Genomic DNA, 24,942 nt, shown 5'->3' with positions numbered 1-24,942 from the left:
GTTATTCAATAATTTGCCGCTTAATGTGGCTTATCAATATCCTAGAAGTGTCCAAGTCAAAGCGTGTTCGGTCTATTTATCAGGCTTGAAATACCTCAACAAAAACGGAAATATTGAGTATTTGATAGTCGCTTCCTTTGGTAAATCGCAGCAAGTGCTTGAATTCTATAAACTTAGATGGCAAATTGAAACCATGTTTCGCGCTTTCAAAACCGCTGGGTTTAATCTCGAAGATACCCATTTGAAAGAGTATGACCGATTAGATAAATTGCTTGCAATGGTCGCATTAGCCTTCGTTTGGGCGTATAAAACAGGAATGTATCGAGATAAAGCGGTAAAACCAATCAAAATCAAGAAACATGGAAGACCAGAAAAATCATTATTCGCATATGGCTTAGAATGGGTGGCGCAAGTCTTAATCAATCAATTTAATCACTTGTACCAAAAAATCATTACCCCTTTTTTGTCATGTACTTAGGTTTATTACTATCACTTATACCGCCTAAATAGAACCTACTTGGCTGAGCAGGAGCCGTCTTAATTTCTCGGTATGCACCATTGTTTTGAGATACATAGTCGCAACAAGGTTCTTTCCCGTCCGGGTCAAATTTATTGCACGGGTTGTTCATCACATAATTATACGGACTCCATGCTGGGTATTTCTCCGCCATCGGATCCACCGAGAGCCAGCGGCCAATCCCCGCAGCGTAGTACCGTGCGCCACACGAGGCGAAGCCGACTGATGGAGCGAAGCGGAATCAAATAGTCAAGCCCCGTTTACTCCGCTACGCTTCGTGAATCTGCGCTTGCGCTTGATTTCGGCATCGCGTTCCTTTGTTGCTTCGAGGCTCCGAGTTCAAGAAGAAGGAGTATTGGACTCATGAATGATATATTTTAGACGCCGAAACTGGTTCCAATGGCTTGCGCAGCACGTAAGACGGGGTGGTTCAGTGGAACAGTTCGCGTTTTATGGGCCACCTGATCGAGTGGAATCGTTGTAAAATCATTATTTTGCAGGGCCACCATCACACCAAATTGTTTCTTGGCAACCAATTCGGCGGCATAAGTTCCAAAAACCGTTGAAAGCACACGATCGGCAGGCGTGGGCGTTCCGCCCCGTTGAATATGCCCCAAAATAGTGGTACGAATTTCACTCTCTATGCCATCTTTTAAGCGGACGGCTAAATAATTTGCCACCCCGCCAAGTCGGATTGGGTCGGGACTATCGGCAATGGTTTCGCGAACGATCAGCCCTTTTTCCTGTTCTAAAGCCCCTTCAGCAACTGCAATAACGGTAAATCGCCGTCCGTCACGCTCGCGTTCGCGGCACCGTTCAATAATCGCTTCTACATTATACGGAATCTCCGGAATGAGGATGATATCGGAGCCACTTGCTACCCCAGCATAGAGGGTAATCCATCCGGCATAACGTCCCATTAATTCTACGATCAATACACGATGATGGCTTTGGGCGGTGGTATGGATACGATCCAAGGCTTCTGTTGCAATTGAAACCGCCGTATCAAACCCAAAAGTTTGGTCGGTACCCATCAAATCGTTATCAATCGTTTTGGGAATGCCTAAAATATTAATGCCTTTTCGGTAAAGCCCCTCGGCGATGGTCATAGAGCCATCGCCTCCTAACACAACCACTGCATCCAAACCAAGCGCATGGTAATACTTTAAGACCTCGTCAGACACATCGGTATTGTTGCGACGAAAATATTTAAACGGATTGGCCTTGTTACTGGTACCCAGAATGGTTCCCCCTTCATCTTGAATACCCGCCACAGCACGAAGGGTGAGTGGGATCGTCCGCTGCTCGATCATGCCCTCAAAGCCATCTTCAAAGCCAATAATCTCGGCACCGTGTTGGAGAATAAGGGATTTACAGACGGCACGCAAAACGGCATTGAGTCCGGGACAATCGCCCCCACCGGTTAAGATTCCTACTTTCATGAAAAGCGCAAAATAATGAACAAAAAACTGGGTAAAGGTACAATAAAATAGGACATTCTTAAGGATGCTGCAACGGCAGAATCACCACAAAAATCCCTTACCTAAAATCATGCGATGGAAGGTTTGGGCATTTGTGTCAAAACGGAATTATAATAGGCCTCATACATAGGTACAATATTTTCTATTCGGAAATAATCCGCCCGTTTTAAGGCATTCAAGACAAATTGCTCATGGTGCTGAGGGTCCAGAACAGTCTTAACGGCTTCGGTCATGGCGTCTATATCCCCCAAATCACACAAAAAGCCCGTTTCACCTTGGATGTTGAGTTCGGGAAGGCCACCAATATTGCTTGAAACCACAGGAACCCCGCAAGCCATCGCCTCAAGTGCAGCCAAACCAAAGGTTTCCGACCCACTGGGCATCAGAAATACATCGGCAATGGATAAAATCTCCTCTACGGGTTCCTGCTTTCCCAAAAATCGAACATCTCCAAAAACCCCCAGTTCGCGGGCACGGGCTTCTGTTGGCAATCGGTCTGGACCATCTCCAACCAACAATAATTTGAGGCAATGTCCCTCTCTTCGCAACCTTGAGAAAACCTCTACCACATCCGAAGCACGCTTTACCGGGCGGAAATTCGAGATATGGACCATTAGTTTTTCCCCATGTGGACAGATTGCTTTTTTGAAGTGGTCTTTGTTTTGTCGTTTAAAGCGATTCACATCCACAAAGTTAGGGATGACCGTTATTTCTTTACGCACGCCAAAATTTTGAAACGTTTCTTCGCGGAGGTATTCAGAAACCACGGTAATCCCATCCGATGCATTAATCGAATAGGTTACGACGGGTTCAAACGAAGGATCCTGCCCAACAATGGTTGCATCGGTCCCATGCAAAGTAGTTATTACTGGAATCTGAATACCATAGGTAGCAAGGATTTGGCGGGCCAATACCGCACTGGTTGCATGAGGAATGGCATAATGCACATGCAAGATGTCCAACTGCTCGAATTGAACCACATTCACCATTTTACTGGTGAGCGTGAGGGCATAAGAAGGGTCTTCAAAAAGCGGATAGGAAAAACCATTCACTTCGTGGAAATAAACCCGTTCAGCAAAGTGATCCAAACGAAAAGGAGGCGCATATGAAATAAAGTGAATTTCGTGGCCACGGGCTGCCAATGCTTTACCCAATTCGGTTGCTACAACACCGCTGCCCCCATAGGTAGGATAACAAGTAATTCCAATTTTCATGACCAAAGATTAAAACACGATGAAACAAACGGCCTTTACACCCCAGAAACGGTTTTAAGTTGCGTCCAAAAAAAGATGTAACATAAATGAGCCAATTCTTTTGACCAATCGGAATGCTTGAACCCATTGGGCATTGGGTAATGCTTTTGTAAAGGCAAGCAAATATAGGCGTCTCCCACAATTTTTCGTTGTCGTACCATGCTAAAAACCGTACTTTGAGCCTTTCAATCTTCATCCTCTTAAATATACATAAGAGGTTGTTTTTTTTGACCTTTGGAAAACAGATCAGCAAAAGAACCAGCATGAGTACGCCAACCAATGTTTTTGAACATATCATTTCCTTGAGCAAAAGGAGGGGATTCATTTTCCAATCTTCTGAAATTTATGGCGGTTTGGCTGCCACCTACGACTATGGACCATTGGGCGTAGAACTGAAGCGAAATGTAATGAATCGCTGGTGGAATGCAATGGTACGTCAGCACGACAACATTGAAGGCATAGATGCGGCCATCTTGATGCACGCGACTGTCTGGAAAGCTTCTGGACACGTGGACGCATTTAATGATCCTTTGATTGATGATAAAGCCTCAAAACGTCGGTATCGTGCAGATCAGTTGATCGAAAACCATATGGCCAAATTAGAAAAGGATGGAAAAACGGATCATTTGGCCCAAGTTAATGAACGGTTTGTGGCTGCCCTCAATGCTGAAACCGATGAGGCGGTTTGTAAAGGGCTATACGACATCATAATGGAGGAGAAAATTAAAGCACCGGATTCGGGAGCGTTCGACTGGACCGAAGTGAGGCAATTTAACCTCATGTTCTCTACCTATTCCGGTCCTGTTGCCGATGCCGACGCGAAGATTTACCTCCGACCCGAAACAGCACAGGGAATTTTTGTGAACTTCCATAACGTGCGTGAAACGGCGCGTCAGCAAATCCCTTTCGGTATTGCCCAAATTGGGAAAGCGTTTAGAAACGAAATTGTGGCTCGGCAATTTATTTTCCGAATGCGGGAATTTGAACAAATGGAAATGCAGTATTTCCTAAAACCCGGCGCGCAGTTGGAAGCCTATGAAGAATGGCGGGCCAAAAGATTGCAGTGGCATTTAGACAATGGGATCCGCGAGGAAAAACTTCGCTGGCATATACACGAAAAACTGGCCCACTATGCCGATGCCGCCGTGGACATTCAATACGAATTTCCGTTTGGTTGGAGCGAAGTGGAAGGGATTCATTCTCGTACCGACTACGACCTGCGCCGCCATCAAGAGTTTTCCGGTAAAAACATGCATTACTCGGATCCCCTATCGGCAGAAAAATACATACCATTTGTTGTAGAGACCTCAACAGGACTCGATCGGAACGTGCTGATGTTGCTTTGCGAAGCCTATCGTTCTGAAAAATTAGAAAATGGTGAAACCCGCGATGTACTAAAGTTTCATCCCCGCATTGCCCCGATTACGGTGGCCATTCTACCCCTCGTTAAAAAGGATGGAATGCCAGAACAAGCACATGCCATCGAAGCGGAATTACGCGACTTCTTTAATGTTTTTTATGACGAAAAAGGCGCAATCGGACGACGCTACCGTCGTATGGATGAAGTGGGGACCCCATATTGTTTGACCGTTGATGGACAAACCTTGGAAGACGATACGGTAACGATACGCGATCGGGATACCATGCAGCAAGACAGAATACCCAAAGATCAAGTCTTGAATTACCTGAAAGACAAAATACAGCAATGGAAAAGCACGCCAGTTTAAAGAACCTGAAGGTCGGTTTTCCGGCCTTGTTTTTTATCATTGGTTTAAGGTCAACTTTTTTTGAAGTGCTTTTTTTGCTTGACAATGGATAGACAAAGCCATTATCTTGCAAGCCTTAAACTTTTGGGGGTATAGCTCAGTTGGTAGAGCGCTACAATGGCATTGTAGAGGCCATCGGTTCGAATCCGTTTACCTCCACCCCAAAGCCTGCATTTTTTTATGCGGGCTTTTTTTATGTATTGCCTTCATTTTGCCTTTCATTTGCTTTTTTGTAAGGCTCACTTCGCTTCCTAATTCCCAAAATTTAATTTTGATAGACACATCTGACAATACGTTGTCACCCCATTTACATATAGGATACACATATAATATATTAATACCGAACCAAAACACAAAGCAAATGACCGAAGACTATACCCCTGAATGGAAAAAGCGACTACAACAGATTAGCCTTGATGATGTATTCAGCCCCACCTATGTCTATGCCTTGGTGAGTGGTATAAAAGGAATTTTCTTTGCTTGGGAATTCACCGAAGGGAATAGCGGGCACTTTTGGAGCATTGTCGTCCAATTAGTCATGATCGAACAGTCGCTCATTCTGGCCATCTTACGGGCTAAGAAGTCAGAAGATCTTGCCCAAAAACGGTCTTATATGCTTGTTTGGACATTAATGGCCCTATTTGTTGGATTTGGCTGGTTTTATCAGGTTCAATATTTGGTACAACAAACCACGGGAATACAAATTCCGGAACAGTTTATACAATTTTATTTATCCACGTTGTCTGTATTCGCGGCGATATTGGGCTACATCTTATTGGAAGGGATTAAGATATTTGGCAATTCTGGCCAACGAGAACGGTGGAAACGTGACATGTTTGCTCACCGGGCAGCAACGGTTCGTGCAGAAACCGAGTGGCAACGGGCTAATGCAGCGTTCAGGATTACACGTGCGGAAATGTTTGCCGGACGAATCGCCGGGTTTTGGCTTCTTTTCTGGATATTTGGAAAAATGTTTGGCGCCGAGCAACGCCGTGCCCTAAAAAAAGGGGTACAAAAGTCCTATCGGGTTGCCTTTGGACAGTTACACGAAACCCAGCCCCCTGCGTTATTTCCCGTTGAAACGTTACCAACCCCAAGCGGCGACAGCATGGGCACAATGTCGGAAACCACAGAACCAGCACTCAGCCTTCCCAAACAAGTAAACAAGTGCTTAAATCCAACCTGTTCAAACGAAGTGCCCCTACCTGATAAACTTACTTGCAAAGGGGATGATCATCGAAAATGTGAGGCATTTGTCCAGAGAGCCATAAAGAAGGTGGTTCTTGGAAAGGCTTCAGGTCAAGATTGGGACCTATATGAACAAGCCTGCGAACGAAATGAAGCTAGGGTTCGCACACTAAGTGACCGATTTACTACTAAAGTACATGCTGAGCAAACCAAAAGGAGGTTGATATGAGGCTTTCTTTCATTACCAGTGGATTATTTTTAATCTTATCCATGATTTCCACAACCCTCACCTCTTTTATCACCGAATATTGGTGGATTACGGGCATGATGGGCGGCGGATTATACCTATGGGTTTTCATCCGAAAACGTCATCCGGACGAAGAGTCGCCTTGGTTTGAAGTGGGCCAAACCATTGGGGATGTGCTGGAGGAACAAGAAGTTCGATTTGGGAATATCTTTGTGGACGAAGAAAATCCCAATATGATCCGCTTTTTGATACAATGCCCCCCAAATGGTGGGGCGAATTTTGAAACCGAAGTCCAAGCCTTGCTTTCTGCTTTTCGGATGCGTTTGGGCAATTCCCGATTAGAACTAAAGCCCGACTATGACAATCGTGCTATGGTTCTGTTATTACCCAGACCTGAAAGCGAAAGAAAAAAAGTGAGTCTGCAAGAGAGTTTGGAAGCAATCAAAAAATCAAAAGCGCAATTACCCGTTGCTCTCGGGCAAACCAATGGTGGAAAATACCCAGTATTAGATTTGGCAGAAATGCCTCATCTACTCATTGCTGGCACAACAGGCTCCGGTAAATCCGTATTTATGCTCAATTTGTTGGTGTCTTGGCTTCGTTTTAAAAAACCGCACCTCATTTTAATTAGTCCAAAACCAACCACTTTTTCGGCTTTTAAATCCGTTGCGACCGTAATTTCAGACGCCAATGAAGCTGTTCAGGCACTCCAGTCTATGGTGATAGAAATGCATCGTCGGTACACTAATCCAGGCCCGCATCAACCGATTGTCATCATGATTGATGAGTTGGCACAATTGATGGTTTCCTCCGAAAAGCCCTTGCGAGCCGCCACCGAATTATGCTTGGTTCAATTGGCACAAATGGCAAGAGAAGCCTCCATTCATTTGGTACTGGCCACACAGCGCCCCAGTTCCGAGGTAATCACAGGACTCATCCGAGACAACATTCCAGGCCGTGTCTGCCTACGGGTTGCAACCCCTTCTGCCAGCCGTATGATATTGGGAGATCAACACGGAGATGGCTACAAACTGCGTGGAAACGGGCATGGGTATTGGCTTCAAGGCGAGAAATTGATTGAATTCCAATCACCTATGGTGACCGAGGAAGATGTCCGACAAGTGGTTGCACCATCCGGAGCCATTTTGCCCATCCGTTCGCGTGGACTTTCCCGCGCAGCCTAACTCATCGTGCCCAATCAGGAATTTGGCCGAATTGAATACCAAACACCCATGTAATTAAGGTATAGGCCAGTGCCGTTACCAAGACCGCAAAAAGTAAATTCAGCCAAATGCCGGCACGAATCATTTCGGTTACTTTGATATAGCCTGTTCCATACACAATGGCATTCGGAGGCGTTCCAACAGGCATCATGAAACCGGTACTTGCCGCAATGGTTGCGGGAATCAATAACAATAACGGATTTTCCCCCATTTGTAAAGCGACCGGACCTAAAACGGGTAATAAAGTGGCCGTCAATGCCGTATTACTTGTAAATTCAGTTAAAATAATGGTCAGAACCACGATACAAAACAATAGCAACAGGGTGGGTAATATACTTAGGGCAGACAAACTATTGCCAATCCAAACCGCCAAACCAGACGTACCAATGGCTTCCGCCAAACTTAGGCCGCCACCAAATAACAAAATCAATTCCCACGGTAATTTTGATGCCGTTTGCCAGTCCATCACAAAAACGCCTCGCTTCAGATTTAGGGGGATTAGAAACAAGATCACACAGCCGGTGATGCCAATGCCCGCATCGGATAAAAAAGGCGTTTTAAGCCCAAATACGGGTTCGGACAAAGATTTAAATACCCACAAAAACGCAACAAGGATGAAGGCAAACCCTACCCACTTTTCAGCCACGCTCAATGATCCGAGACTGTTCTTTTCTCGGGTCACCATTTCCTTGGCCCCTTCAATTTCCTTTATTTTGATTGGAAATACAAGCCTTGTTAGGATAATGGTCACCAACGGTATTGACAGGAAGACCAAGGGCATCACAGCCAACATCCAATCCAGAAAACCAATTTGAATACCATATGTTTTGCTCATAAAACCAGCAAAAAACATATTGGGGGCGGTTCCAATCAACGTTCCAATACCACCAATTGTTGAAGCATGTGCTATGGCCAACATCAGAACCACTACAAAATTATGTTGCTCCTTGTTCTCGCCCTCCGAATACAAAAGGCGTACCACCGAGAGTGCAATTGGTAGCATCATCATGGTCGTTGCCGTATTGTTGATCCACATACTAATGAAGGCCGCCGATAGCATAAAACCAAAAATAAGCCGCTCCGGACTGGTTCCCACTTTTTGGATAATCCCTAAGGCAATTCTTTTGTGTAGGTTCCATTTTTCCATGGCCAAGGCAATGATAAACCCACCCATGAACATATAGACCACAGGGTCTGCATATGGTGCGGTGGCTTCTCCGATCTTCAGCACCCCCATTATCGGGAAGAGCACAATCGGAATTAAGGAAGTTATTGGAATAGGAATGGCTTCTGTTATCCACCACGTTGCCATTAACATCGCCACAGATGCTGTGTTCCAAGCCGCTTCCGACATGCCTTCGGGGGCTGGAAGGAGTTGCATGACCACCAAAAAGAGAGGCCCTAATACCAATCCTACCAGCTGTCTTTTTTCAAAGGTTGATTCCATCGTCGTTATTATTTTGGAGTTCAGAAACAATATACATGCTTTGTGCACACTTGGGCCTTTGGTTTTATTACGTTACCCATTAAATATCCATCATTCCTTTGGTGTTATCGCCGTATTTTTGAAAGCTATATCCTTCATCTTTTGTTCAAACCCATCATAACTATGATGCACCCTACAAAATTTTTCTTCTCGCTGCTCGGTTTGATTTTCGTATTGGGGGGATGTAACCACACCCGAAACACCCATACTTCAACGGACGCCGGACCCATTGTCGCGACCTACGGAAAGTCTAAGGTTACATATGATGAATTGGTTACACAACTCAGAAAAACTTCTAATCCAGACACCACTTCCCAAAAAGGGTTTCAGGATTTTCTTCGCCGTTATGTAAACTTTCGGCTCAAGGTTTCGGAGGCAGAACGTCTGGGTCTTGACAAAGATTCAACACAGGTGGCCGAATTATTGGCTTATCAGACCCAATTAGGACGACCCTATCTTATAGAAAACGAAGTGATTCGTCCATTAGCCAAAACCTTGTTTGAACGTCAAAAAGAAGTCATTAAAGTTCAACACATTTTAGTCCGTGTGGGCGGACGTGATACCCTCGCCGCCTATAAAAAGATCAAGGCTGTCCAAGATTCCTTATTAAATGGCGCAAATTTTGCAACCATTGCCATCCGAAACTCGGATGATCCTGGTGTAAAGAACAATAAAGGCGTTTTACCACCAATTGTTGCCGGACGCTTTGTGGAGGCATTTGAAAACCTTGCTTGGAATACCCCCATCGGTAAAGTTTCTGACATCTCGCGTAGTCCAGAGTGGGGATACCATCTATTACAAGTTTTGGACAGAAAACCAGCACCACCTGCTGTTCGGACTTCCCAGCTTTTTATTCGCCCGCAAGGTAATACCAAGGCCGACTCGTTGGCGGCACGGGAAAAAATTTTGGCCCTCGTCAATCGCATTAAATCCGGAGAATCTTTCGGTGCCATCACCCGCCAATATTCTGATGATCCTTATTTAAAAGAAAACGAGGGTGATATTGGTTTTCGGGAAACGGGTGAATTAATTGAGCCTCTGAACACCCGTATTTTTGAACTCAAGAATGTGGGCGATTTGTCAGAACCCCTTCAAACGCAATTCGGCTACCATGTTTTTATGCTTACAGGTCGAAAAGAAACCGCTACTTTTGATGACCAATACCAGCAACTGAAAGAGTTTTTATCCGATAAACCCATTCTGCAACGTCATCAAAAAGCCTTTGCGAACCGATTACGCAAAAAAATGAACGTTTCTTTTGATCTTGCAGCTTTTCAAAACATGGTTCATTCTGTGCATCAAGATACGTTGTTTTTAGGTTTCATGCCTGCAACTCCGTTCCGAATGGCCCATGAAAAAAAGGTTTTGGCAACCATTGACAATGATTACGTGGTTCGGGTTTCCGATTTCTTGGATGTAGCAATGCGTGAACGACCGGGTCCGGGCTATTATCCGCAGGAAGAAGCCCTTCGTATTGCAAATGAGGTAATAGATGACCAAGCCGTTGATGCCTATATCCGGAAGATGAACACGGTGGATAAGCGATTTGATGCCCTTCTCCGGGAATACCGTGATGGGATTCTACTCTTCAAAATTTCGGAAGACTCCCTTTGGAATCCGGCTTCTAAAGACACCCTTTCCCTGAAACGCTTTTTCTTGGCAAACCAAGGAAACTATACATTCGGCGAGCGCCTCCGACTACATACCTTCCAAACCGCCAATGATTCGTTACTAAACGTCATCGGAACCCGTCTTAAATTGGGTATCGGTGCTGCCGAGATTGCGGCTTCCTTTAAAAATGACCGATCTGTTCGTCACGAATTTATGATGCTGTCCGATTCCACCAACACCATCTATGACCGCGGTTTCGGCATGAAACAAGGAGAATACTCCGAACCGCTCCCATATCTAAGGACCAAAGTCATCTTGGTTTCGGATGGGATGGAACCCCCTCGGCTCAAAACTTTCGACGAAGCCCGCGCTGAAGTGACCAATGAATACCAAAAACTGTTAGAGGAACGTTGGATGAACCGCCTTTATAACCGATATAAGGTGCGTTTTTATCCGGAAAAATTAGACCGAGCAATTGCCTCGCGGAAGCAAAAATAAACCTTATGAAACGCTTCTTTGGCCCTTTCACACCCTTTTATACTGCGGTATTCTTGTTTCTAATGGGTTGTGGAGGCAATGACCAGCAAGATTTTGTGGCCCGTGTTGGAGATCGCTATCTTACACAGCGTGCCTTACAAGAAGCCATTTCGACCCTCCCTAAAGGCTTGAATGGCCAAGAAGCCAAACGACAGGTTATCGAAAGTTGGGTCTCGAATGCCCTTTTGGCCCAAGAAGCCCAAAAACGAAAGCTCGCTGATGATCCAACGGTGAAATCGTTGATCGAAGAGAGTACACGTTCGGTTTTGATTGGCGCATTGTTGGATCGGGTCAACCAAGAGTCCTTACCCGAACCTACTCCCACCGAAATTGCGACCTACTACCAGCAAAACATAAACAACCTTTTGCTAAAAGAAGATTATGTTCGCATTTGGTATATTAGAACCAATGATAAAAAAAAGGCCGAATCTGCCCGAAACGAAATGGCCCAAGCCTTTAAACCGTCTGGCGGCGCTTCTGAATCGGATTGGAAACGGATAGCGCATTCATATGCAGATGATAAAGAAGCGACCTTGGCCATGTCTTACCATTATTTGCCCGAAAGTCGGTTTGAAGATACTTCGGAAAGGGTTCTTGCACTTCTTTCCGGTTTGAAAAACAACGAAGTTTCGGCGGTAGAAAATATTGGCGGGACATGGCACGTTATTGGCCTTGTGGAACGTGCCCAAGCAGGATCCAAACCTAAACTGGCCTGGATTCAAGACGAAATCCGACAACAATTGCGCATCCGTGCAAAAAAACAACGGTATGCCACCCTACTTCAGGAACTTCGGAGCAAGGCAATGTCACAAAAGACCTTAGAAATCAAGGGAACGTAACCGCGTTGCCCTTATCTTCATTTTTTGAACTATCTTTTATGATCCAAAATATCTTTCAGTACAGAACCGATTTTTTCTTCGGCTTACTATTTACGTTTTTCCTTTTGTTTTCGCCAAGCCATACTTTTGGCCAGAACGAGGTACAATTAGACCGAATCGTGGCAGTTGTGGATGGCGAGATCATTCTCTTTTCCGAGGTCAATGCTTTGGTGTATAACATTTTGCAGCAGCAAAACCAAAAACCGACCGATTTTTTGGTTCGCCAATACTACAACAATGCATTACAGGAATTGGTCAATCAGAAAGTCTTGTATTCTCATGCAGAACGGGATACCACCATCAAGGTTTCGGACGACCGCGTTAATCAAGAATTGGATCGTCGAATGCGTGGCCTGATAGATCAGGTGGGAGGGGAAGACCGTTTTGAAATGGAGTATGGAAAATCCATCCTACAAGCAAAAAATGATTTTCGGGAAAATGTTCGCCAACAAATTAAAGCGAACGAGTTCCAAGAAAAAAAGTTAAGTCAGATCAAAATTTCTCCGCGTGAAGTGGAAAGATGGTTTAAGAGAATTCCTCAAGACTCGTTACCGACCTTGCCTGAAACGGTTCGGATGTCGCATATTGTCCGCCTGCCAGATATTCCTGCTACGGCCAGAGACGAGGCCCGTCGCATTGCCAGTGCCTTGCGCGACTCCATTTTGACGGGGCGATCAAAATTAGAAAACCTCGCCCGCCGTTATACCGATGACCCCGGTTCCCGCAATACAGGTGGTCGAGGCCGTGCCAAGCTATCCCAATTGGTTCCAGAATTTGGTGCAGTGGCCTCTTCCCTTGCTCCCGGTGGTATCTCTCAGGTATTCGAGTCTCAGTTTGGTATGCACGTCATGCGGGTGAATACCCTTCAAGGTGAGATGCTGGATTATAGTCACATTCTAATCAAAATAAACGACCGAAATGCCAATCCTACCAATGCGATTGCTTTTCTAAAAACCCTTCGAGACTCCATTAATACCCGAAAAGTGACCTTCGAGGCCCTCGCTAAACGCCATTCCCAAGACCCACAATCGGCTTCTCTGGGAGGTGCTGTAATTAATTTTCAAACCGGAAGCCGCGACCTTGCCTTAGAATCTCTCAATCCTCGGTGGCGAGTCACCCTGAATAAATTGGAACCTGGCCAACTTTCGGAGCCTTTAGAAACCGAATTATTGGATGGCCGAAAAGCATGGCACATTGTTTGGTTGCAAAAAAGATCAGGCGCCCACACTGTTAATCTTCAGGATGACTACCAGATCATTGAACAACAAGCGTTGAATGACAAAAAAGCACAGGTCATGACCGAATGGCTAGAACGCCTAAGACAAGGGGTGTATATTAAAATAAATGAGGTTTCTCCCTGATTCCCTCTCATTCCAACCTTCATGAAACCAAACCACTCATGACCGAACTCGAACAAGCCGAAAGACTACAATCTTCTTATCGTACCCTTCGTAACGAGGTAGCCAAAGTGATTGTCGGCCAATCCACCATTATAGATCAAATTATCATTGCATTGCTTTCACGCGGACATTGCCTTTTGGTGGGGGTTCCTGGACTTGCAAAAACCTTGCTAATCCAAACCATTTCGCAGGCATTGGATCTGTCTTTTTCCCGTATTCAGTTTACGCCAGACCTGATGCCTTCCGACATTACTGGTACCGAAATCATTCAAGAAACCAATACGGGCAGCAAAGAGTTTCGGTTTATTAAAGGCCCCATTTTTGCCAATGTGGTACTGGCCGATGAAATCAACCGAACCCCACCGAAAACACAAGCCGCGCTTTTAGAAGCCATGCAAGAGCACCATGTAACAGCAGCGGGGCATACTTATCATATGGAAGAACCTTTTTTTGTGTTGGCTACCCAAAACCCCATTGAACAAGAAGGAACATACCCGCTTCCAGAAGCCCAACTCGACCGGTTCATGTTGAACCTTTGGGTAGAGTACCCAACATTTGAAGAAGAGGTTTCGGTGGTCAGAAATACCACTAGTAGCCGCACTGTAACAGTAAATCCGGTGATTTCGCATCAAGATTTATTAGCCTATCAACAACTTGTACGTATGGTCCCTGTGGCTGATAACGTAATTGAGTATGCGGTTGGATTGGTTTCCAAAACCCGCCCAAACAATCCTGATGCTCCAAAATTGGTAAAAGAAAACCTGAGTTGGGGTGCGGGGCCACGTGCTTCGCAAAACCTAATCTTAGGCGCAAAAGCATTGGCCCTCTTAGAAGGGAGGATGACGCCCTTAATTGATGATGTGAAACGTTTGGCGATTCCGGTTTTGCGCCATCGCATTTTTACCAATTTTAATGCGGAGGCAGAAGGCCGCTCCACCGTAAACATTATTGAAGAGTTGATTCAGTAAAGTGTTTATTGCATGATACCCATCACAAACACTGTGCGCTGACCCTTATCAGAGGATCAGCGCTTTTTTATGCTTCGACCGTTACTTCCTGTTGCTGTTTTTGGCGGAGTTGTTTGCACCGCCAAATGACTTCTTTGGACAAGGCCCAGTAGCAACGAGCCCCACGAGAACCGCCTGCATACTCAAAAATAGATTTACCTGTTGCGGGGGCCTCTGCGAGTTGCTTGTCATATTGAATCACTGTCTCAAAAACGATATCGCCATAGGCATCCCGCACATTGGCGAGTTTAACAGGTGTTCCGGGTAGTTGATGATCCACCATTGTGGTTACAATACCCAATAACGGAGAAAGTTTGTCTTCCGCCAGCATCAGGTTTTCAAAGGTATTGGTTAGGCTTTCGATGCCCGCAATGGCCAAATGGTCTAAGGATACAGGCACAATACACCCATCTGCCGCCGCCAAGGCATTGCCCGAAAGTGCTGTAAACGTCGGCTGACAATCAAGGAGGATATACCGATATTTACTTCGTAGAGGCTCCAGTATTTCCCTTAATTCATTAAAGGTATCTTTCTGAAGTTTATTCTCTACAAACGTCATCCCATACCCACTGGGGATTAAATCCACCCGATCTAAACCGGAAGCCTTAATAACCGTCTCGACGGGTAATTTTCCTTCGATGACGCCCGCAATGGTATCAAATGGTTCTTTTGCTGGCTCCATCCCCAGCGCAATCGTCGCTGATCCTTGCCGGTCTAAATCCACAACCAAAACATCACTTCTAACGGCGAGTGCAGCCGCAAGATTTACTGCAGTGGTTGTTTTCCCAACTCCGCCCTTATCATTAATCAGCGCAATGATAAATCCTTTAGGGTCATCAAAGGGTTCAATCAGAACATTGGATTTTGCAACAGCCAGCGACTCCTTTTCTTGCGCTTTCCAATCCGGCAAATGCTGCCGCCTGAACTGGTCTTCCATGGTCCGGAAAGAAGAGGGCGGAACACCCCTACCGTTCGAGTCCGAATGTTTTTTTGCAGTTTCTTTCAATCGCTTTTCGTCTGCATTAAACAGTGAAAAGAATCTTGAAAGTTTAGAGATTGCTCCCATAAGGCAGATTATTCTTTATTTTAGATACAAATACGTTTTATGCCGACAAATTTATCCCCATGAATAAGGACAACCAATGGCCCTTAGATGCAGTTCTAAACATCACGGTTGCCCTACATCGCAAAAAAGATTGTCTAAATTTGAGACACACCGATCTGCGCCCCACAAATCATTCTTTTACAAACCCTTTAATTATATATACCTAAGAACCGTCTCAAAAAAATTATATAGAGACCTAATTCGGGACGACATACCGACAGATCAAGGTACAACTGTTATGCCCTTCTTCCCAAACACCCAGATTATTTTTTCGTACCCGTTCCTTCTTCCCCAAAAACATACTTATCGAGACCTACTGGCCCCAAAACATCTATTCCCCATTAGAGAATTCAGCATGTTGTTCAATGAGAACCCCAACAAAGATTTTTTTGATCTTTTTTTTCTATTAAATACTTTTTGGCATGAAAGTTGTAATTAATATATGTGGTGGTGGGTATTGGGGGCGTTCATCAAGCTTATTTCCTCCCTCAAAGTGTAAGTTTGAAAGCGCCCCTTACCAATGTTTAAAAGATAGCCGATGTTTCGCTTTGAGACTTCGGCTTCTTTTTTGTTACAAAATCCAACATCTTGTAGGTTTCTACAAGGAATTGCCTAATCTGCTATTAGACATTTTGATGGACCTATCAACCGAGAAGGTAGCAATATTCGATAATTGTTTCCTGCAAAAAGTTTGCCATCCATAAGCAATCTCTTACAAATTCCCATTTATTATATTCCGGATCAAGATGCTTGTGCAGAACTATCGCAAGTCCTAAGCACGTCTCTTATTGCTTGCTTCCTCCAGAATTCCGAAGCGGTTTATCCGCCTTAAGGATATCCAGTATAAGAAATTCGGGCATTGTAACAAAAAAGAAACACAAAAAGCCGGATGCCTAAAAACAACCGGCTTATAGGGCCACCCGTAGTTTTCTATTCGATCAGTTACGGATTTCGCGAATCCGGGCTGCTTTTCCGCGTAAGTTACGCAGATAATACAACTTGGCACGCCGGACACGGCCTCGGCTCACGACTTCAATTTTGGCAATCTTAGGAGAATACAGCGGGAAAATCCGTTCAACGCCAATCCCGTTCGAGATTTTGCGCACGGTAAAGGTTTTGGTCGCTCCTTCGCCGCTGCGGCTAATGACCACCCCTTTATATTGCTGAATCCGCTCTTTATCGCCTTCGATAACGCGCACATGCACATTAACCGTATCACCTGCTTTAAACACAGGGATATCGTCTCGGAGTACAGTGGCTTCAACGACTTGGAGTTTAGCGTCTTTCATAGCTTTAACGTTAAATTTTTATTGCGTTTGATGTACAATTCGGAGTAGCGCCAATCAATCTTGGCCCTTCAATAGATCGGGCCTTCGTTCGCGCGTTCGGCGGAGGCGCTCTTCATCCCGCCACGCGTCAATTTTAGCATGATCGCCTTCCAACAAAACTTCGGGAACACGCATTCCCCGGAATTCTGCAGGTCGGGTATAAACTGGCATATCCAATAAACCATCTTGGAACGAATCTGACAGGGCTGAAGTCGCATTAGACAATACCCCGGGAATCAGACGTACAATGGCATCTATCAGAATCGTAGCGGCTTGTTCTCCTCCGCTAATTACATAATCTCCGATAGATATCTCTCGGGTAATGTAGGTGTCGCGCACCCGTTGGTCTATTCCTTTATAATGTCCTGCAACCATCATGATGTTTTGATGTAGAGAGAGGGCATTACAAATACGTTGATTGAGGAGTTCTCCATCGGGCGTCAGATAAATCACCGCGTCATACGTTCCACGTCCATCATGTTCGCTCTTCTGTTTAAGTGCTTCAATGCAATTAAACAACGGCTCTGGTTTTAAGACCATCCCACCTCCGCCGCCAAACGGATAGCCATCAATTACCCGATGTTTATCTGTTGCATAGTCTCGGAGGTTGTGGGCATGAATGGTAGCCAGTCCTTTTTTAATGGCCTGACGCACGATGCTATATTGAAGCGGCCCTTCAATCAGACCCGGAAACGCGGTCACGACGTCTATCCACATGTTGGCTACCCGATTAGTCTATCAATCCTTCTATTGTTCGGATCGTGACAAGTTGGTTTTCGGCATCTATATTAACCAGAAACTCCGGAATGATGGGGATAAGCGCGTCTTGTTTTTGTTTACGCTGTACCACCATAATGTCATGGGCTGGAGACTCCATCCACTCCACCACTGTTCCAATCATTTCTTTTTCTTCGGTTTGCACGTTCATTCCAAGCAAATCGTCTAAAAAGAATTCATTTTCTTCGAGGGGTGGCAAGGCCATTTGGTCTGCATAGACCGCATTCCCTTTGATGAGTTCGGCATCTTCGGGAGATTTCACCCCTTCGAGGCCAAGTAACACAAATGTGTGTTTCGCGGTTTTCTGGAGCCGAGCCGTCTGAACCTGAAAAGTTTTAGCCAAAGCAACATCTTTTCCGATATAGACGGTTTTCAGACCGAGAAAGCGGTTGGGGTCATCGGTTTCAGGAAAAACTTTAACTTCTCCTTTTACGCCGTGCGGTTTATAAACATTCCCGATAAGAATGCGGGCTATTTCTGGTTTCATACGTTAGGGTAACACCTCGTTCAAAGACCTGGAGAGACTTTGAACCAAAGCGGTTATGATGCTTCTGGCGTTTCAGCAACGGCGGCGCTCAGGGCTTCATCGGCGGCTTCGGCAGCAGCATTGGCGGCTTCTTGTGCAGCGGCGGCTTCGGCAGCAGCGGCAGCACGAGCAGCTTCGGCGGCGGCACGTGCGGCTTCAGCTTCGGCTTTGGCACGCGCTTCGGCTTCAGCACGTAATTTTGCCAATTCGGCGGCTTTGGCCTCGGCGAGTTGTTTTTCTTTGGCCATTGCTTCCCGCAAACGATCGGCTTTGGTCACATTCAGCGAACGTGATTTATCAGCCTTTGCGGCTTTCCAAGTGGCAAGTTCCTGATCTACTTCTTCAGCGGTTTTGCCTTTGCGTTCCAAGTGCAGGCGGAGCAAAAGCCCACGGCTACTTAGGATGGCCCGAACGGTATCGGTTGGTTCGGCGCCTTCACGAAGCCAATACATCAAACGGTCTTCATTGATGGTGATTTCGGCGGGTTCAGGAATGGGGTTGTAGCGTCCCAGATCTTCGATGAAGCGTCCGTCGCGACGAGCGCGGCTATCTGCGGCAACAATCCCATAGAGTGGGCGCTTGGAACGCCCCATTCTTCTCAGGCGAAGTTTAACTGCCATTTTTTAAGGGTTTTCGTACGTTTGTATATGTTAATGGATGTATGTTTCGGAAATGATCAACGGAGTTTTCGTCCGGCGGTTAGGTTTTTCATATTTACCTGCCTTCCTTTTCCGGTGAGTTTGGTCATGGTTTTCATCATTTTCTTCATCTGCTCAAATTGCTTCAGCAGTTGATTCACGTCATTGATGGTGGTTCCACTACCTTTTGCAATGCGTTTACGGCGACTGGCATTTAGGACTTGTGGTTTGGTTCGCTCGGTAATGGTCATCGAAAGAATAATGGCCTCAATTTGTTTAAACTGGCCTTCATCTACTTCTACATCTTTTAATTGTTTTCCCATTCCCGGAATCATCCCCAAGAGGTCGGTCAACGAACCCATTTTTTTGATTCGCTGAAGTTGATCGTAAAAATCTTGGAGGTTAAAATCGGCTGTAGCAAGTTTTTTCTGTAGTTTAGCGGCTTCTTTTTCCTCAAACTGCGCTTGAGCTTTTTCCACAAACGAGACCACATCCCCCATTCCCAGAATTCGCTGCGCCATGCGATCCGGGAAAAAGGGCGTAAGTGCCTCCATTTTTTCTCCGGTCGAAGCAAATTTGATGGGTTTGTGTACCACAGAACGGATTGAAAGCGCAGCACCACCACGGGTATCCCCATCTAATTTGGTTAGGACGACGCCATCAAAATCCAATCGTTCATTAAAGGTTTTGGCGGTATTAACGGCATCTTGCCCAGTCATAGAATCCACGACAAAGAGGATTTCATGGGGGTTGACGGCATTTTTAATATTTTCCACCTCCTGCATCATCGCCTCATCCACGGCAAGACGGCCCGCCGTATCCACAATGATTACATCGCGGCCATTTTTGCGGCCAAACTCGACCGCTTCTTTTGCTACCCGAACGGCATCTTTGACAGGCATCCCGTCTTCCTGTAACAACGAATGCACAGGAACACCCACTTGTTCAGCCAAAACCGAAAGTTGCTGAACAGCCGCCGGACGGTACACATCGGCAGCGGCAAGGAGCGGCGCATGGCCTTGAGACTTCAGGTATAAGGCTAATTTCCCACAAAAAGTAGTTTTTCCGGAGCCTTGCAATCCCGCAATCAAAATAACGGTTGGGGGTTTATTGCTTTTATGGATGCCTATTTGCTCGCTTCCTAACAAGAAAACAAGTTCATCGTACACGATTTTGGTCAACATCTGACCTGGGCGCACCGCCGAGATGACCTTTTGTCCGAGGGCTTCGGCCTTAACTTTCTCGGTGAACTCGCGCGCAACTTGGTAGTTTACGTCAGCATCGAGGAGTGCGCGCCGGATTTCGCGCATCGTTTCAGCGATATTTAATTCATTGATGCTACCTTGCCCGCGAAGGGTTTGAAAGGCCGCATCTAACTTCTCTTGAAGGTTCTCGAACATGTAATTAGGAAAATTTTGCTTTTTTGTCCAGAACGGCAAGATAAAAAACTTTTATTTTATTGCCATGCAAACAACCCTTTTATGAAGATCTATTCACATTAGATTTTCACATTCTTAACAATTAACCTCATTGTCTGCCGAAGCGTTTACTTCACCATTGTCTAATTCCGACATTCCCCGAACGTATCTCATCGGAACGGGGCGGGTTGGTCATTCCCTCGCCTGGGCTATGCACCAGACGAACTGGCCATTGGAAGCCATTTTTGGCCGCAATTCACCGAAAGACTTTCCACTGCCCGTGCAGCGAATGTCCCACCTCCCTCCTATTGCCGAACGATGTTTGTGGCTTCTTTGTGTGCCGGATGATCAGATTATGGAAGTTGCGCAAGAACTGGCGGCACATAATAGCTACTGGAGCAAAGCTGTTGTGGCCCATATGTCTGGCTTGCACACAGCATCGGCGCTGGACGTACTTCGTGCAAAGGGAGCATCTGTTATGAGTTTTCACCCGTTGCAAACCTTTGTGGCACAGGCTCCTGCAGAACGTTTTAGCGGAATTTATGTGGTCATGGAGGGTGATCAAATCGCTCTTGCATTGGGTGGACAGTTGGCGCGACACCTTGGAGCACAACCCCACCAGATTTCTTCCGCAGCCAAACCAGCATACCACTTGGCGGCATCAATCGCTTCTAATTTTCTGGTCACCCTTATGGGCATTAGCCGCGAGGTTTTGGCTAAAATTGGATTCTCTGAGCCAGATGCAAGGGTATTGATGCAAGCCTTGGTGGATGGTACGATTACAAACCTACGAAATCTTCCAGCAGGCGAAGCCCTGACGGGTCCTATTGTTCGTGGCGATGTCCACACGGTTGCACAGCATTTAGTCGTTCTGAAGAGCGAACTTTCTGGCCTTAAACCGTTCTATCAACTAATGGCTGCCGAGACAACCCGTTTAGCCGTGCAAAGTGAACGCCTATCGGTTGAAAAGGCACAATTTATTTTAGAACAAATCCTTTCAGAAACAACTTCTTAATACGCCCTATTTATCACTCCAAATGACCGACTTAGCCATCCGCTACGAAGCAATCCCTCACGAAGCCATCGAGCGTTTTATTCCATTTGCCAAGCAAGCTTATATTGCCTCCTATTCCTACCTTTGGACACCCGAAAACCTACAACACTATTTGAATTTAGAATATAGTCGGGAACGTATCGAGCGTTTTTTCGATCATCCAAATCAATCGTTATGGTGGGCACTTTTGCAGGATCAGCCTGTAGGGTATGCCATTGCAGCCGTACAATCACCCATTGGCCCCGTTCAATACAAGGCGGCATTCTTACATCGCCTCTATCTGCTCCCTCAAGCACAAAGGAAAGGCATTGGTCAAGCACTATGTCAACAAGCAGAACAATTTGCACACGCTGCCGGAGAAACTGAAATATGGTTATATTGCATGGCACTTGCGCCCTCAGTGCAATTTTACATCAGAAATGGGTACCATATTATACGGACCACATGTTTTGAACGCATCCCGATGCGCAGTCAGGCATTGTCCGATATTTTGGTCATGAAAAAGCATTTAACCAACGACCCTTAAAACAGCAAACAAAATGGCAGACATTACTGTTCAAGAACTCAAGAAACGCATGGATGCCGGGGAAGCACTCACGATTATAGACGTGCGCGAACCGGATGAGTATGAAGCGGCCAATATTGGCGCAACCCTTGTCCCACTCAGTTCATTAACAGACCTCACTGTATTTGAGCCATTTAAGGAGCAAGAACTGATCGTTCACTGCCGAAGTGGTGCTCGCAGTGGTCGGGTGGTACAAATGCTCAAACAAGCCGGGTTCAATAACCCACGAAATTTGATCGGTGGCATGTTGGCTTGGGCAGCGGAGATTGATCCAAACATGAACGTTTATTGATTTAAATCGGGAATCCAGATCATTTTGGGTTCCCAATTTTTTATGGCCGGAATGCTCAGAACTTTGTTAGAAACACCGGAAAGTGAAATTGCACTTCGGTGGCACGATCTGGAAACATGGCTCCAGATAACATTTGGTAAAACGCTTAGTATCGAAGGAATGCTCTTTATGATTGGGCTTCAAGAAAGCCATACACCACCCAAGCGCCGATTAGAAAAAGAACAAAAACAAGAACTTATCGTAATTGGAAGTTATCATGTACTGGCCGCCCTTGGTTTGTATAAGCCGAACGATGAACACCTAGACGAATGGCAGGCCACCCAGTCTATTCCCAAATTTTCCCTACCAGATCAGGAGAAATTAATTAAATTGGGCCTACTTACTTATTTCGATCGGGCGCGACAGTAGCCCTCCACCCTATTCGGACGATCCTACTTTCTGGTCCCACCATCCAACAAGATTTTGGGCCACAACCGACACTCCAAAAGTCTTGTGGGCTTAGGTCTTGCCATTGCAAACCCGCATTATTGCTAAATTGTGCGCCCTTCGGCCCAACAATTACAAAAGTTTCACTTTTCGGACGTTGGGCCGCACCAAAAATGCTCCCTTTCAAAGATGGATTGGGCAACAGCCGCCACGTTTTGCCGCCATCGTCTGTGGTTGCCACCCGATTTTCCGGAGGAGACTCTTTTTGAAAATCTCCTCCGAAGGCATAGCCTTTTTGGGCATTGACAAAAACCAGCGTGTTAATCCCCGAAGTCCCTGAATCTGCTACAATCGGGGTATCAGCCACCTCCCATGTTTTGCCATAATCCAGACTCCGAAGTACACGCGCTTTTTGTGATGACGCCCCCGTTCCTATCCATGCACGGCCATTCTTACCTGTAATCAGACATGTACCGCTGGCTGCAAATCCTCCCTCCCCCTTAAGGGCCGGGGGAATATGGTCTGCCGCAACACGAATCCAGTTTTTACCCCCATCTTCGGTACGGATGATCGGGAAGGCACCGTTTATATTGTCAGAAAATGCCACCCCTCGGTTTGCATCCCAAAAAGCAATGGCATCATAAAAGCCTTCTTCATCCGGATTCGTAAACTGCAACACCCAGCTATTGCCGCCATCGGTCGTTTTATAAATCCGCGATTGTGCCCCTTCCCCAGCACTCATTAGATATGCGATCTGTGCATTCACTGCATGGAGATCCCGAAATTGGAGGGTTTCGGCATTTTTGACTTGTCCATGTTGCCATGTCACGCCGCCATTGGTTGTCTTGGCGTATTGCCCATCGGTTCCAGAAACCCAAACCACTTGTTCGTCCACCACCGAAACCGCCTGAAAGCGGGCTGTACCACCAATGTGTTGCGTAGTGAGGATTGGTTCTTGGGTCAAGCGGGCACTCGTACATCCCGATAAGCCCAACAGAATAATGATCAGGCGTTTCATAGGCTGGTTTTATTATTGAATAAAGGGAATAAGATACGGTTTTTTTACCTTTCGTTCATATAATGCTAAAAATTGAATGGGCTATTGTAGTGGACACTCCCCCTTACAGCCCAACCCCTTCACCAAAATATTCATTCCTATGCACTGGTTATGCAAACAACATTTGGGCGAATGACACGATGGCTCAACAACAAAATATAATTTTGCATCTATTTACCATTTAATTTATTTATAATAAAAAACAAACCATAAGTCTAATTATTTTCTGTATATAGATATTTATTTTATTCGATCTTTGTATCTTTGTTGGTGTAAAGGCTTGCCTTTGTGTACTTGGTTTCTGAGGAACAACCTGACTGGATTAGGCTGAACAAAAACTGTTACACAGGATACGTAAATGACATTTATTCAAAAATTATCATTCAATATCATTCACTAATCAATCACCTATACAAAATTTACCCTCAATATGAAGAACACCTTAAAGCATATTTTGATTCTGGTAATTATCATATGTATTATGACTTTAGGGATTATATATCCATTTCTGCCAGGAAAATATGACGCACTTTCAATACCATTATCAATAATTCTACAAGGCTTTGGGCTTATAGGTATGACACTTTCTTTTTTAGGCATTTTATGCTTATTCTTCCTATCCAAATCTAAATTCATAATTATTATATCGTTTTATTTTAAAATTATTTTGATGATTATTCTTTCTTTTTTTGCATATTTAATTAATGGCTTACTATTTGGAATCACAATATTTATATCTTTATCTTTATTGTTAATTTTATTTTACATCAACATTAACAAATTATTTAAAAAAGAAACAACCATCACTTATTCTCTTTATTTAATTATATTACCTCTATCAGTATTAACAATTCAACACCAGATAGCTATCCCTATAGTAGAATGGAGTAGAGATAGAACTATATTAAATGCCAATATTTTCATACGAGATATTGAACGTTTTAAATTTAGAAATGGATATTATCCAAAGACATTACAAGCAATGTATAAAGATTATTTTACAGGAATTGTCGGTATTGAATCTGAGGTGGTCTGATTTAGGCGGACACAAATCTAACTTAATATTGTGTCATGAAGAAACAAGAACAAGCATTAAGTCCTGCAAGTGCGAACCGGTTGCGGCGCAAGTATGACAGGGCGTTCAAAGAAGAAGCAGTGCGGA

At 45.1% G+C, this 24,942-nt stretch carries 24 protein-coding genes and 1 tRNA gene; 14 read left to right on the top strand and 11 right to left on the bottom strand.

Annotated features, from left to right (window positions below):
• A partial coding sequence (locus tag JNN12_11545; GenBank protein MBL7978963.1) for a transposase occupies nt 1–478 on the top strand: 478 nt, incomplete at its 5' end.
• Here JNN12_11545 and JNN12_11540 read toward each other — a convergent pair.
• The 3 genes from JNN12_11540 to bshA all read right to left on the bottom strand — a co-directional run bounded on the left by JNN12_11540 (nt 453) and on the right by bshA (nt 3,212).
• Nucleotides 453–698, bottom strand: a complete 246-nt coding sequence (locus JNN12_11540; protein ID MBL7978962.1) for a hypothetical protein — start codon at nt 696–698, stop codon at nt 453–455. The two genes, JNN12_11545 and JNN12_11540, sit on opposite strands and share 26 nt — an antisense overlap.
• Nucleotides 699–894: 196 nt before the next feature.
• Entirely contained in the window at nt 895–1,959 is a 1,065-nt protein-coding gene (locus tag JNN12_11535) for an ATP-dependent 6-phosphofructokinase (GenBank protein MBL7978961.1), read from the bottom strand.
• A gap of 107 nt (nt 1,960–2,066) precedes the next feature.
• The gene (gene bshA / locus JNN12_11530) at nt 2,067–3,212 is read right to left on the bottom strand and encodes an N-acetyl-alpha-D-glucosaminyl L-malate synthase BshA (protein ID MBL7978960.1); all 1,146 of its coding nucleotides are present in this window, start codon (nt 3,210–3,212) and stop codon (nt 2,067–2,069) included.
• A gap of 302 nt (nt 3,213–3,514) precedes the next feature.
• Between bshA and JNN12_11525 the strand changes: the two genes are divergently transcribed.
• The 4 genes from JNN12_11525 (at nt 3,515) to JNN12_11510 (ending at nt 7,636) form a co-directional block, all read left to right on the top strand.
• Nucleotides 3,515–4,978 (top strand): glycine--tRNA ligase, encoded by a 1,464-nt coding sequence (locus tag JNN12_11525; GenBank protein ID MBL7978959.1) that lies wholly within the window; start codon nt 3,515–3,517, stop codon nt 4,976–4,978.
• Between the two features lie 125 nt (nt 4,979–5,103).
• A tRNA-Ala gene (locus JNN12_11520) sits at nt 5,104–5,176 on the top strand.
• Nucleotides 5,177–5,378: 202 nt separating this feature from the next.
• Nucleotides 5,379–6,434 carry a hypothetical protein gene (locus tag JNN12_11515; GenBank protein ID MBL7978958.1) on the top strand — a complete coding sequence of 352 codons (1,056 nt, stop codon included), beginning with the start codon at nt 5,379–5,381 and terminating at the stop codon, nt 6,432–6,434.
• 41 nt (nt 6,435–6,475) lie between these two features.
• Nucleotides 6,476–7,636, top strand: coding sequence for a DNA translocase FtsK (locus JNN12_11510; GenBank protein ID MBL7978957.1), 1,161 nt, complete (start codon nt 6,476–6,478; stop codon nt 7,634–7,636).
• A 1-nt stretch (nt 7,637) separates the two neighbouring features.
• Here JNN12_11510 and JNN12_11505 read toward each other — a convergent pair whose 3' ends face one another.
• Nucleotides 7,638–9,122 carry a DASS family sodium-coupled anion symporter gene (locus JNN12_11505; protein ID MBL7978956.1) on the bottom strand — a complete coding sequence of 495 codons (1,485 nt, stop codon included), beginning with the start codon at nt 9,120–9,122 and terminating at the stop codon, nt 7,638–7,640.
• A gap of 162 nt (nt 9,123–9,284) precedes the next feature.
• Here JNN12_11505 and JNN12_11500 point away from each other — a divergent pair, with 162 nt between their 5' ends.
• Genes JNN12_11500 through JNN12_11485 form a run of 4 tightly spaced genes read left to right on the top strand, consistent with a single transcriptional unit; the run spans nt 9,285 to nt 14,555 of the window.
• On the top strand, nt 9,285–11,270 hold the full coding sequence (locus tag JNN12_11500) for a peptidylprolyl isomerase (protein ID MBL7978955.1): 1,986 nt from the start codon (nt 9,285–9,287) through the stop codon (nt 11,268–11,270).
• A gap of 5 nt (nt 11,271–11,275) precedes the next feature.
• On the top strand, nt 11,276–12,148 hold the full coding sequence (locus tag JNN12_11495) for a peptidyl-prolyl cis-trans isomerase (protein MBL7978954.1): 873 nt from the start codon (nt 11,276–11,278) through the stop codon (nt 12,146–12,148).
• A 38-nt stretch (nt 12,149–12,186) separates the two neighbouring features.
• Nucleotides 12,187–13,548: a peptidylprolyl isomerase gene (locus JNN12_11490; GenBank protein MBL7978953.1), complete on the top strand. Its 1,362-nt coding sequence runs from the start codon at nt 12,187–12,189 to the stop codon at nt 13,546–13,548.
• A gap of 38 nt (nt 13,549–13,586) precedes the next feature.
• Nucleotides 13,587–14,555, top strand: coding sequence for a MoxR family ATPase (locus JNN12_11485; protein MBL7978952.1), 969 nt, complete (start codon nt 13,587–13,589; stop codon nt 14,553–14,555).
• A 67-nt stretch (nt 14,556–14,622) separates the two neighbouring features.
• Here JNN12_11485 and JNN12_11480 read toward each other — a convergent pair whose 3' ends face one another.
• The 6 genes from JNN12_11480 to ffh all read right to left on the bottom strand — a co-directional run bounded on the left by JNN12_11480 (nt 14,623) and on the right by ffh (nt 20,368).
• Nucleotides 14,623–15,660 (bottom strand): ParA family protein, encoded by a 1,038-nt coding sequence (locus JNN12_11480; protein MBL7978951.1) that lies wholly within the window; start codon nt 15,658–15,660, stop codon nt 14,623–14,625.
• Between the two features lie 977 nt (nt 15,661–16,637).
• Nucleotides 16,638–16,988 (bottom strand): 50S ribosomal protein L19, encoded by a 351-nt coding sequence (gene rplS / locus JNN12_11475; GenBank protein MBL7978950.1) that lies wholly within the window; start codon nt 16,986–16,988, stop codon nt 16,638–16,640.
• A 54-nt stretch (nt 16,989–17,042) separates the two neighbouring features.
• Entirely contained in the window at nt 17,043–17,744 is a 702-nt protein-coding gene (trmD, locus tag JNN12_11470) for a tRNA (guanosine(37)-N1)-methyltransferase TrmD (protein MBL7978949.1), read from the bottom strand.
• Nucleotides 17,745–17,757: 13 nt separating this feature from the next.
• On the bottom strand, nt 17,758–18,291 hold the full coding sequence (rimM, locus tag JNN12_11465) for a 16S rRNA processing protein RimM (GenBank protein ID MBL7978948.1): 534 nt from the start codon (nt 18,289–18,291) through the stop codon (nt 17,758–17,760).
• Between the two features lie 53 nt (nt 18,292–18,344).
• Nucleotides 18,345–18,950 carry a 30S ribosomal protein S16 gene (gene rpsP / locus JNN12_11460; GenBank protein MBL7978947.1) on the bottom strand — a complete coding sequence of 202 codons (606 nt, stop codon included), beginning with the start codon at nt 18,948–18,950 and terminating at the stop codon, nt 18,345–18,347.
• 56 nt (nt 18,951–19,006) lie between these two features.
• The gene (ffh, locus tag JNN12_11455; protein ID MBL7978946.1) at nt 19,007–20,368 is read right to left on the bottom strand and encodes a signal recognition particle protein; all 1,362 of its coding nucleotides are present in this window, start codon (nt 20,366–20,368) and stop codon (nt 19,007–19,009) included.
• A gap of 130 nt (nt 20,369–20,498) precedes the next feature.
• On the opposite strand from ffh, the gene JNN12_11450 reads away from it, so the two are divergent.
• Genes JNN12_11450 through JNN12_11435 form a run of 4 tightly spaced genes read left to right on the top strand, consistent with a single transcriptional unit; the run spans nt 20,499 to nt 22,705 of the window.
• On the top strand, nt 20,499–21,401 hold the full coding sequence (locus tag JNN12_11450; protein ID MBL7978945.1) for a DUF2520 domain-containing protein: 903 nt from the start codon (nt 20,499–20,501) through the stop codon (nt 21,399–21,401).
• Nucleotides 21,402–21,423: 22 nt separating this feature from the next.
• Nucleotides 21,424–21,966 (top strand): GNAT family N-acetyltransferase, encoded by a 543-nt coding sequence (locus JNN12_11445; protein MBL7978944.1) that lies wholly within the window; start codon nt 21,424–21,426, stop codon nt 21,964–21,966.
• Nucleotides 21,967–21,979: 13 nt separating this feature from the next.
• Entirely contained in the window at nt 21,980–22,297 is a 318-nt protein-coding gene (locus JNN12_11440) for a rhodanese-like domain-containing protein (GenBank protein MBL7978943.1), read from the top strand.
• 24 nt (nt 22,298–22,321) lie between these two features.
• Complete coding sequence (locus tag JNN12_11435) at nt 22,322–22,705, top strand: hypothetical protein (protein ID MBL7978942.1); 384 nt, start codon at nt 22,322–22,324, stop codon at nt 22,703–22,705.
• Here JNN12_11435 and JNN12_11430 read toward each other — a convergent pair.
• The gene (locus tag JNN12_11430; protein ID MBL7978941.1) at nt 22,677–23,741 is read right to left on the bottom strand and encodes a hypothetical protein; all 1,065 of its coding nucleotides are present in this window, start codon (nt 23,739–23,741) and stop codon (nt 22,677–22,679) included. The genes JNN12_11435 and JNN12_11430 overlap by 29 nt on opposite strands.
• Before the next feature lie 469 nt (nt 23,742–24,210).
• On the opposite strand from JNN12_11430, the gene JNN12_11425 reads away from it, so the two are divergent.
• Nucleotides 24,211–24,816 (top strand): hypothetical protein, encoded by a 606-nt coding sequence (locus JNN12_11425; protein MBL7978940.1) that lies wholly within the window; start codon nt 24,211–24,213, stop codon nt 24,814–24,816.
• Nucleotides 24,817–24,942: the final 126 nt, after the last annotated feature.

This window comes from Bacteroidetes Order II. bacterium, from assembly GCA_016788705.1.
Lineage (GTDB): Bacteria > Bacteroidota > Rhodothermia > Rhodothermales > UBA2364 > UBA2364.
Note: the sequence above shows the minus strand (reverse complement) of the source record. Positions and strands in the feature narration are given on the sequence as shown.

Coding starts and splice junctions, on each gene's coding strand:
- bshA (MBL7978960.1), bottom strand. CDS start 3,212: ATGAAAATTGGAATTACTTGTTATCCTACCTATGGGGGCAGCGGTGTT.
- JNN12_11510 (MBL7978957.1), top strand. CDS start 6,476: ATGATTTCCACAACCCTCACCTCTTTTATCACCGAATATTGGTGGATT.
- JNN12_11505 (MBL7978956.1), bottom strand. CDS start 9,122: ATGGAATCAACCTTTGAAAAAAGACAGCTGGTAGGATTGGTATTAGGG.
- JNN12_11445 (MBL7978944.1), top strand. CDS start 21,424: ATGACCGACTTAGCCATCCGCTACGAAGCAATCCCTCACGAAGCCATC.
- JNN12_11440 (MBL7978943.1), top strand. CDS start 21,980: ATGGCAGACATTACTGTTCAAGAACTCAAGAAACGCATGGATGCCGGG.
- ffh (MBL7978946.1), bottom strand. CDS start 20,368: ATGTTCGAGAACCTTCAAGAGAAGTTAGATGCGGCCTTTCAAACCCTT.
- JNN12_11495 (MBL7978954.1), top strand. CDS start 11,276: ATGAAACGCTTCTTTGGCCCTTTCACACCCTTTTATACTGCGGTATTC.
- JNN12_11430 (MBL7978941.1), bottom strand. CDS start 23,741: ATGAAACGCCTGATCATTATTCTGTTGGGCTTATCGGGATGTACGAGT.
- JNN12_11535 (MBL7978961.1), bottom strand. CDS start 1,959: ATGAAAGTAGGAATCTTAACCGGTGGGGGCGATTGTCCCGGACTCAAT.
- rpsP (MBL7978947.1), bottom strand. CDS start 18,950: ATGGCAGTTAAACTTCGCCTGAGAAGAATGGGGCGTTCCAAGCGCCCA.
- trmD (MBL7978949.1), bottom strand. CDS start 17,744: ATGTGGATAGACGTCGTGACCGCGTTTCCGGGTCTGATTGAAGGGCCG.
- rimM (MBL7978948.1), bottom strand. CDS start 18,291: ATGAAACCAGAAATAGCCCGCATTCTTATCGGGAATGTTTATAAACCG.
- JNN12_11490 (MBL7978953.1), top strand. CDS start 12,187: ATGATCCAAAATATCTTTCAGTACAGAACCGATTTTTTCTTCGGCTTA.
- JNN12_11485 (MBL7978952.1), top strand. CDS start 13,587: ATGACCGAACTCGAACAAGCCGAAAGACTACAATCTTCTTATCGTACC.
- JNN12_11425 (MBL7978940.1), top strand. CDS start 24,211: ATGAAGAACACCTTAAAGCATATTTTGATTCTGGTAATTATCATATGT.
- JNN12_11515 (MBL7978958.1), top strand. CDS start 5,379: ATGACCGAAGACTATACCCCTGAATGGAAAAAGCGACTACAACAGATT.
- JNN12_11480 (MBL7978951.1), bottom strand. CDS start 15,660: ATGGGAGCAATCTCTAAACTTTCAAGATTCTTTTCACTGTTTAATGCA.
- JNN12_11500 (MBL7978955.1), top strand. CDS start 9,285: ATGATGCACCCTACAAAATTTTTCTTCTCGCTGCTCGGTTTGATTTTC.
- JNN12_11525 (MBL7978959.1), top strand. CDS start 3,515: ATGAGTACGCCAACCAATGTTTTTGAACATATCATTTCCTTGAGCAAA.
- rplS (MBL7978950.1), bottom strand. CDS start 16,988: ATGAAAGACGCTAAACTCCAAGTCGTTGAAGCCACTGTACTCCGAGAC.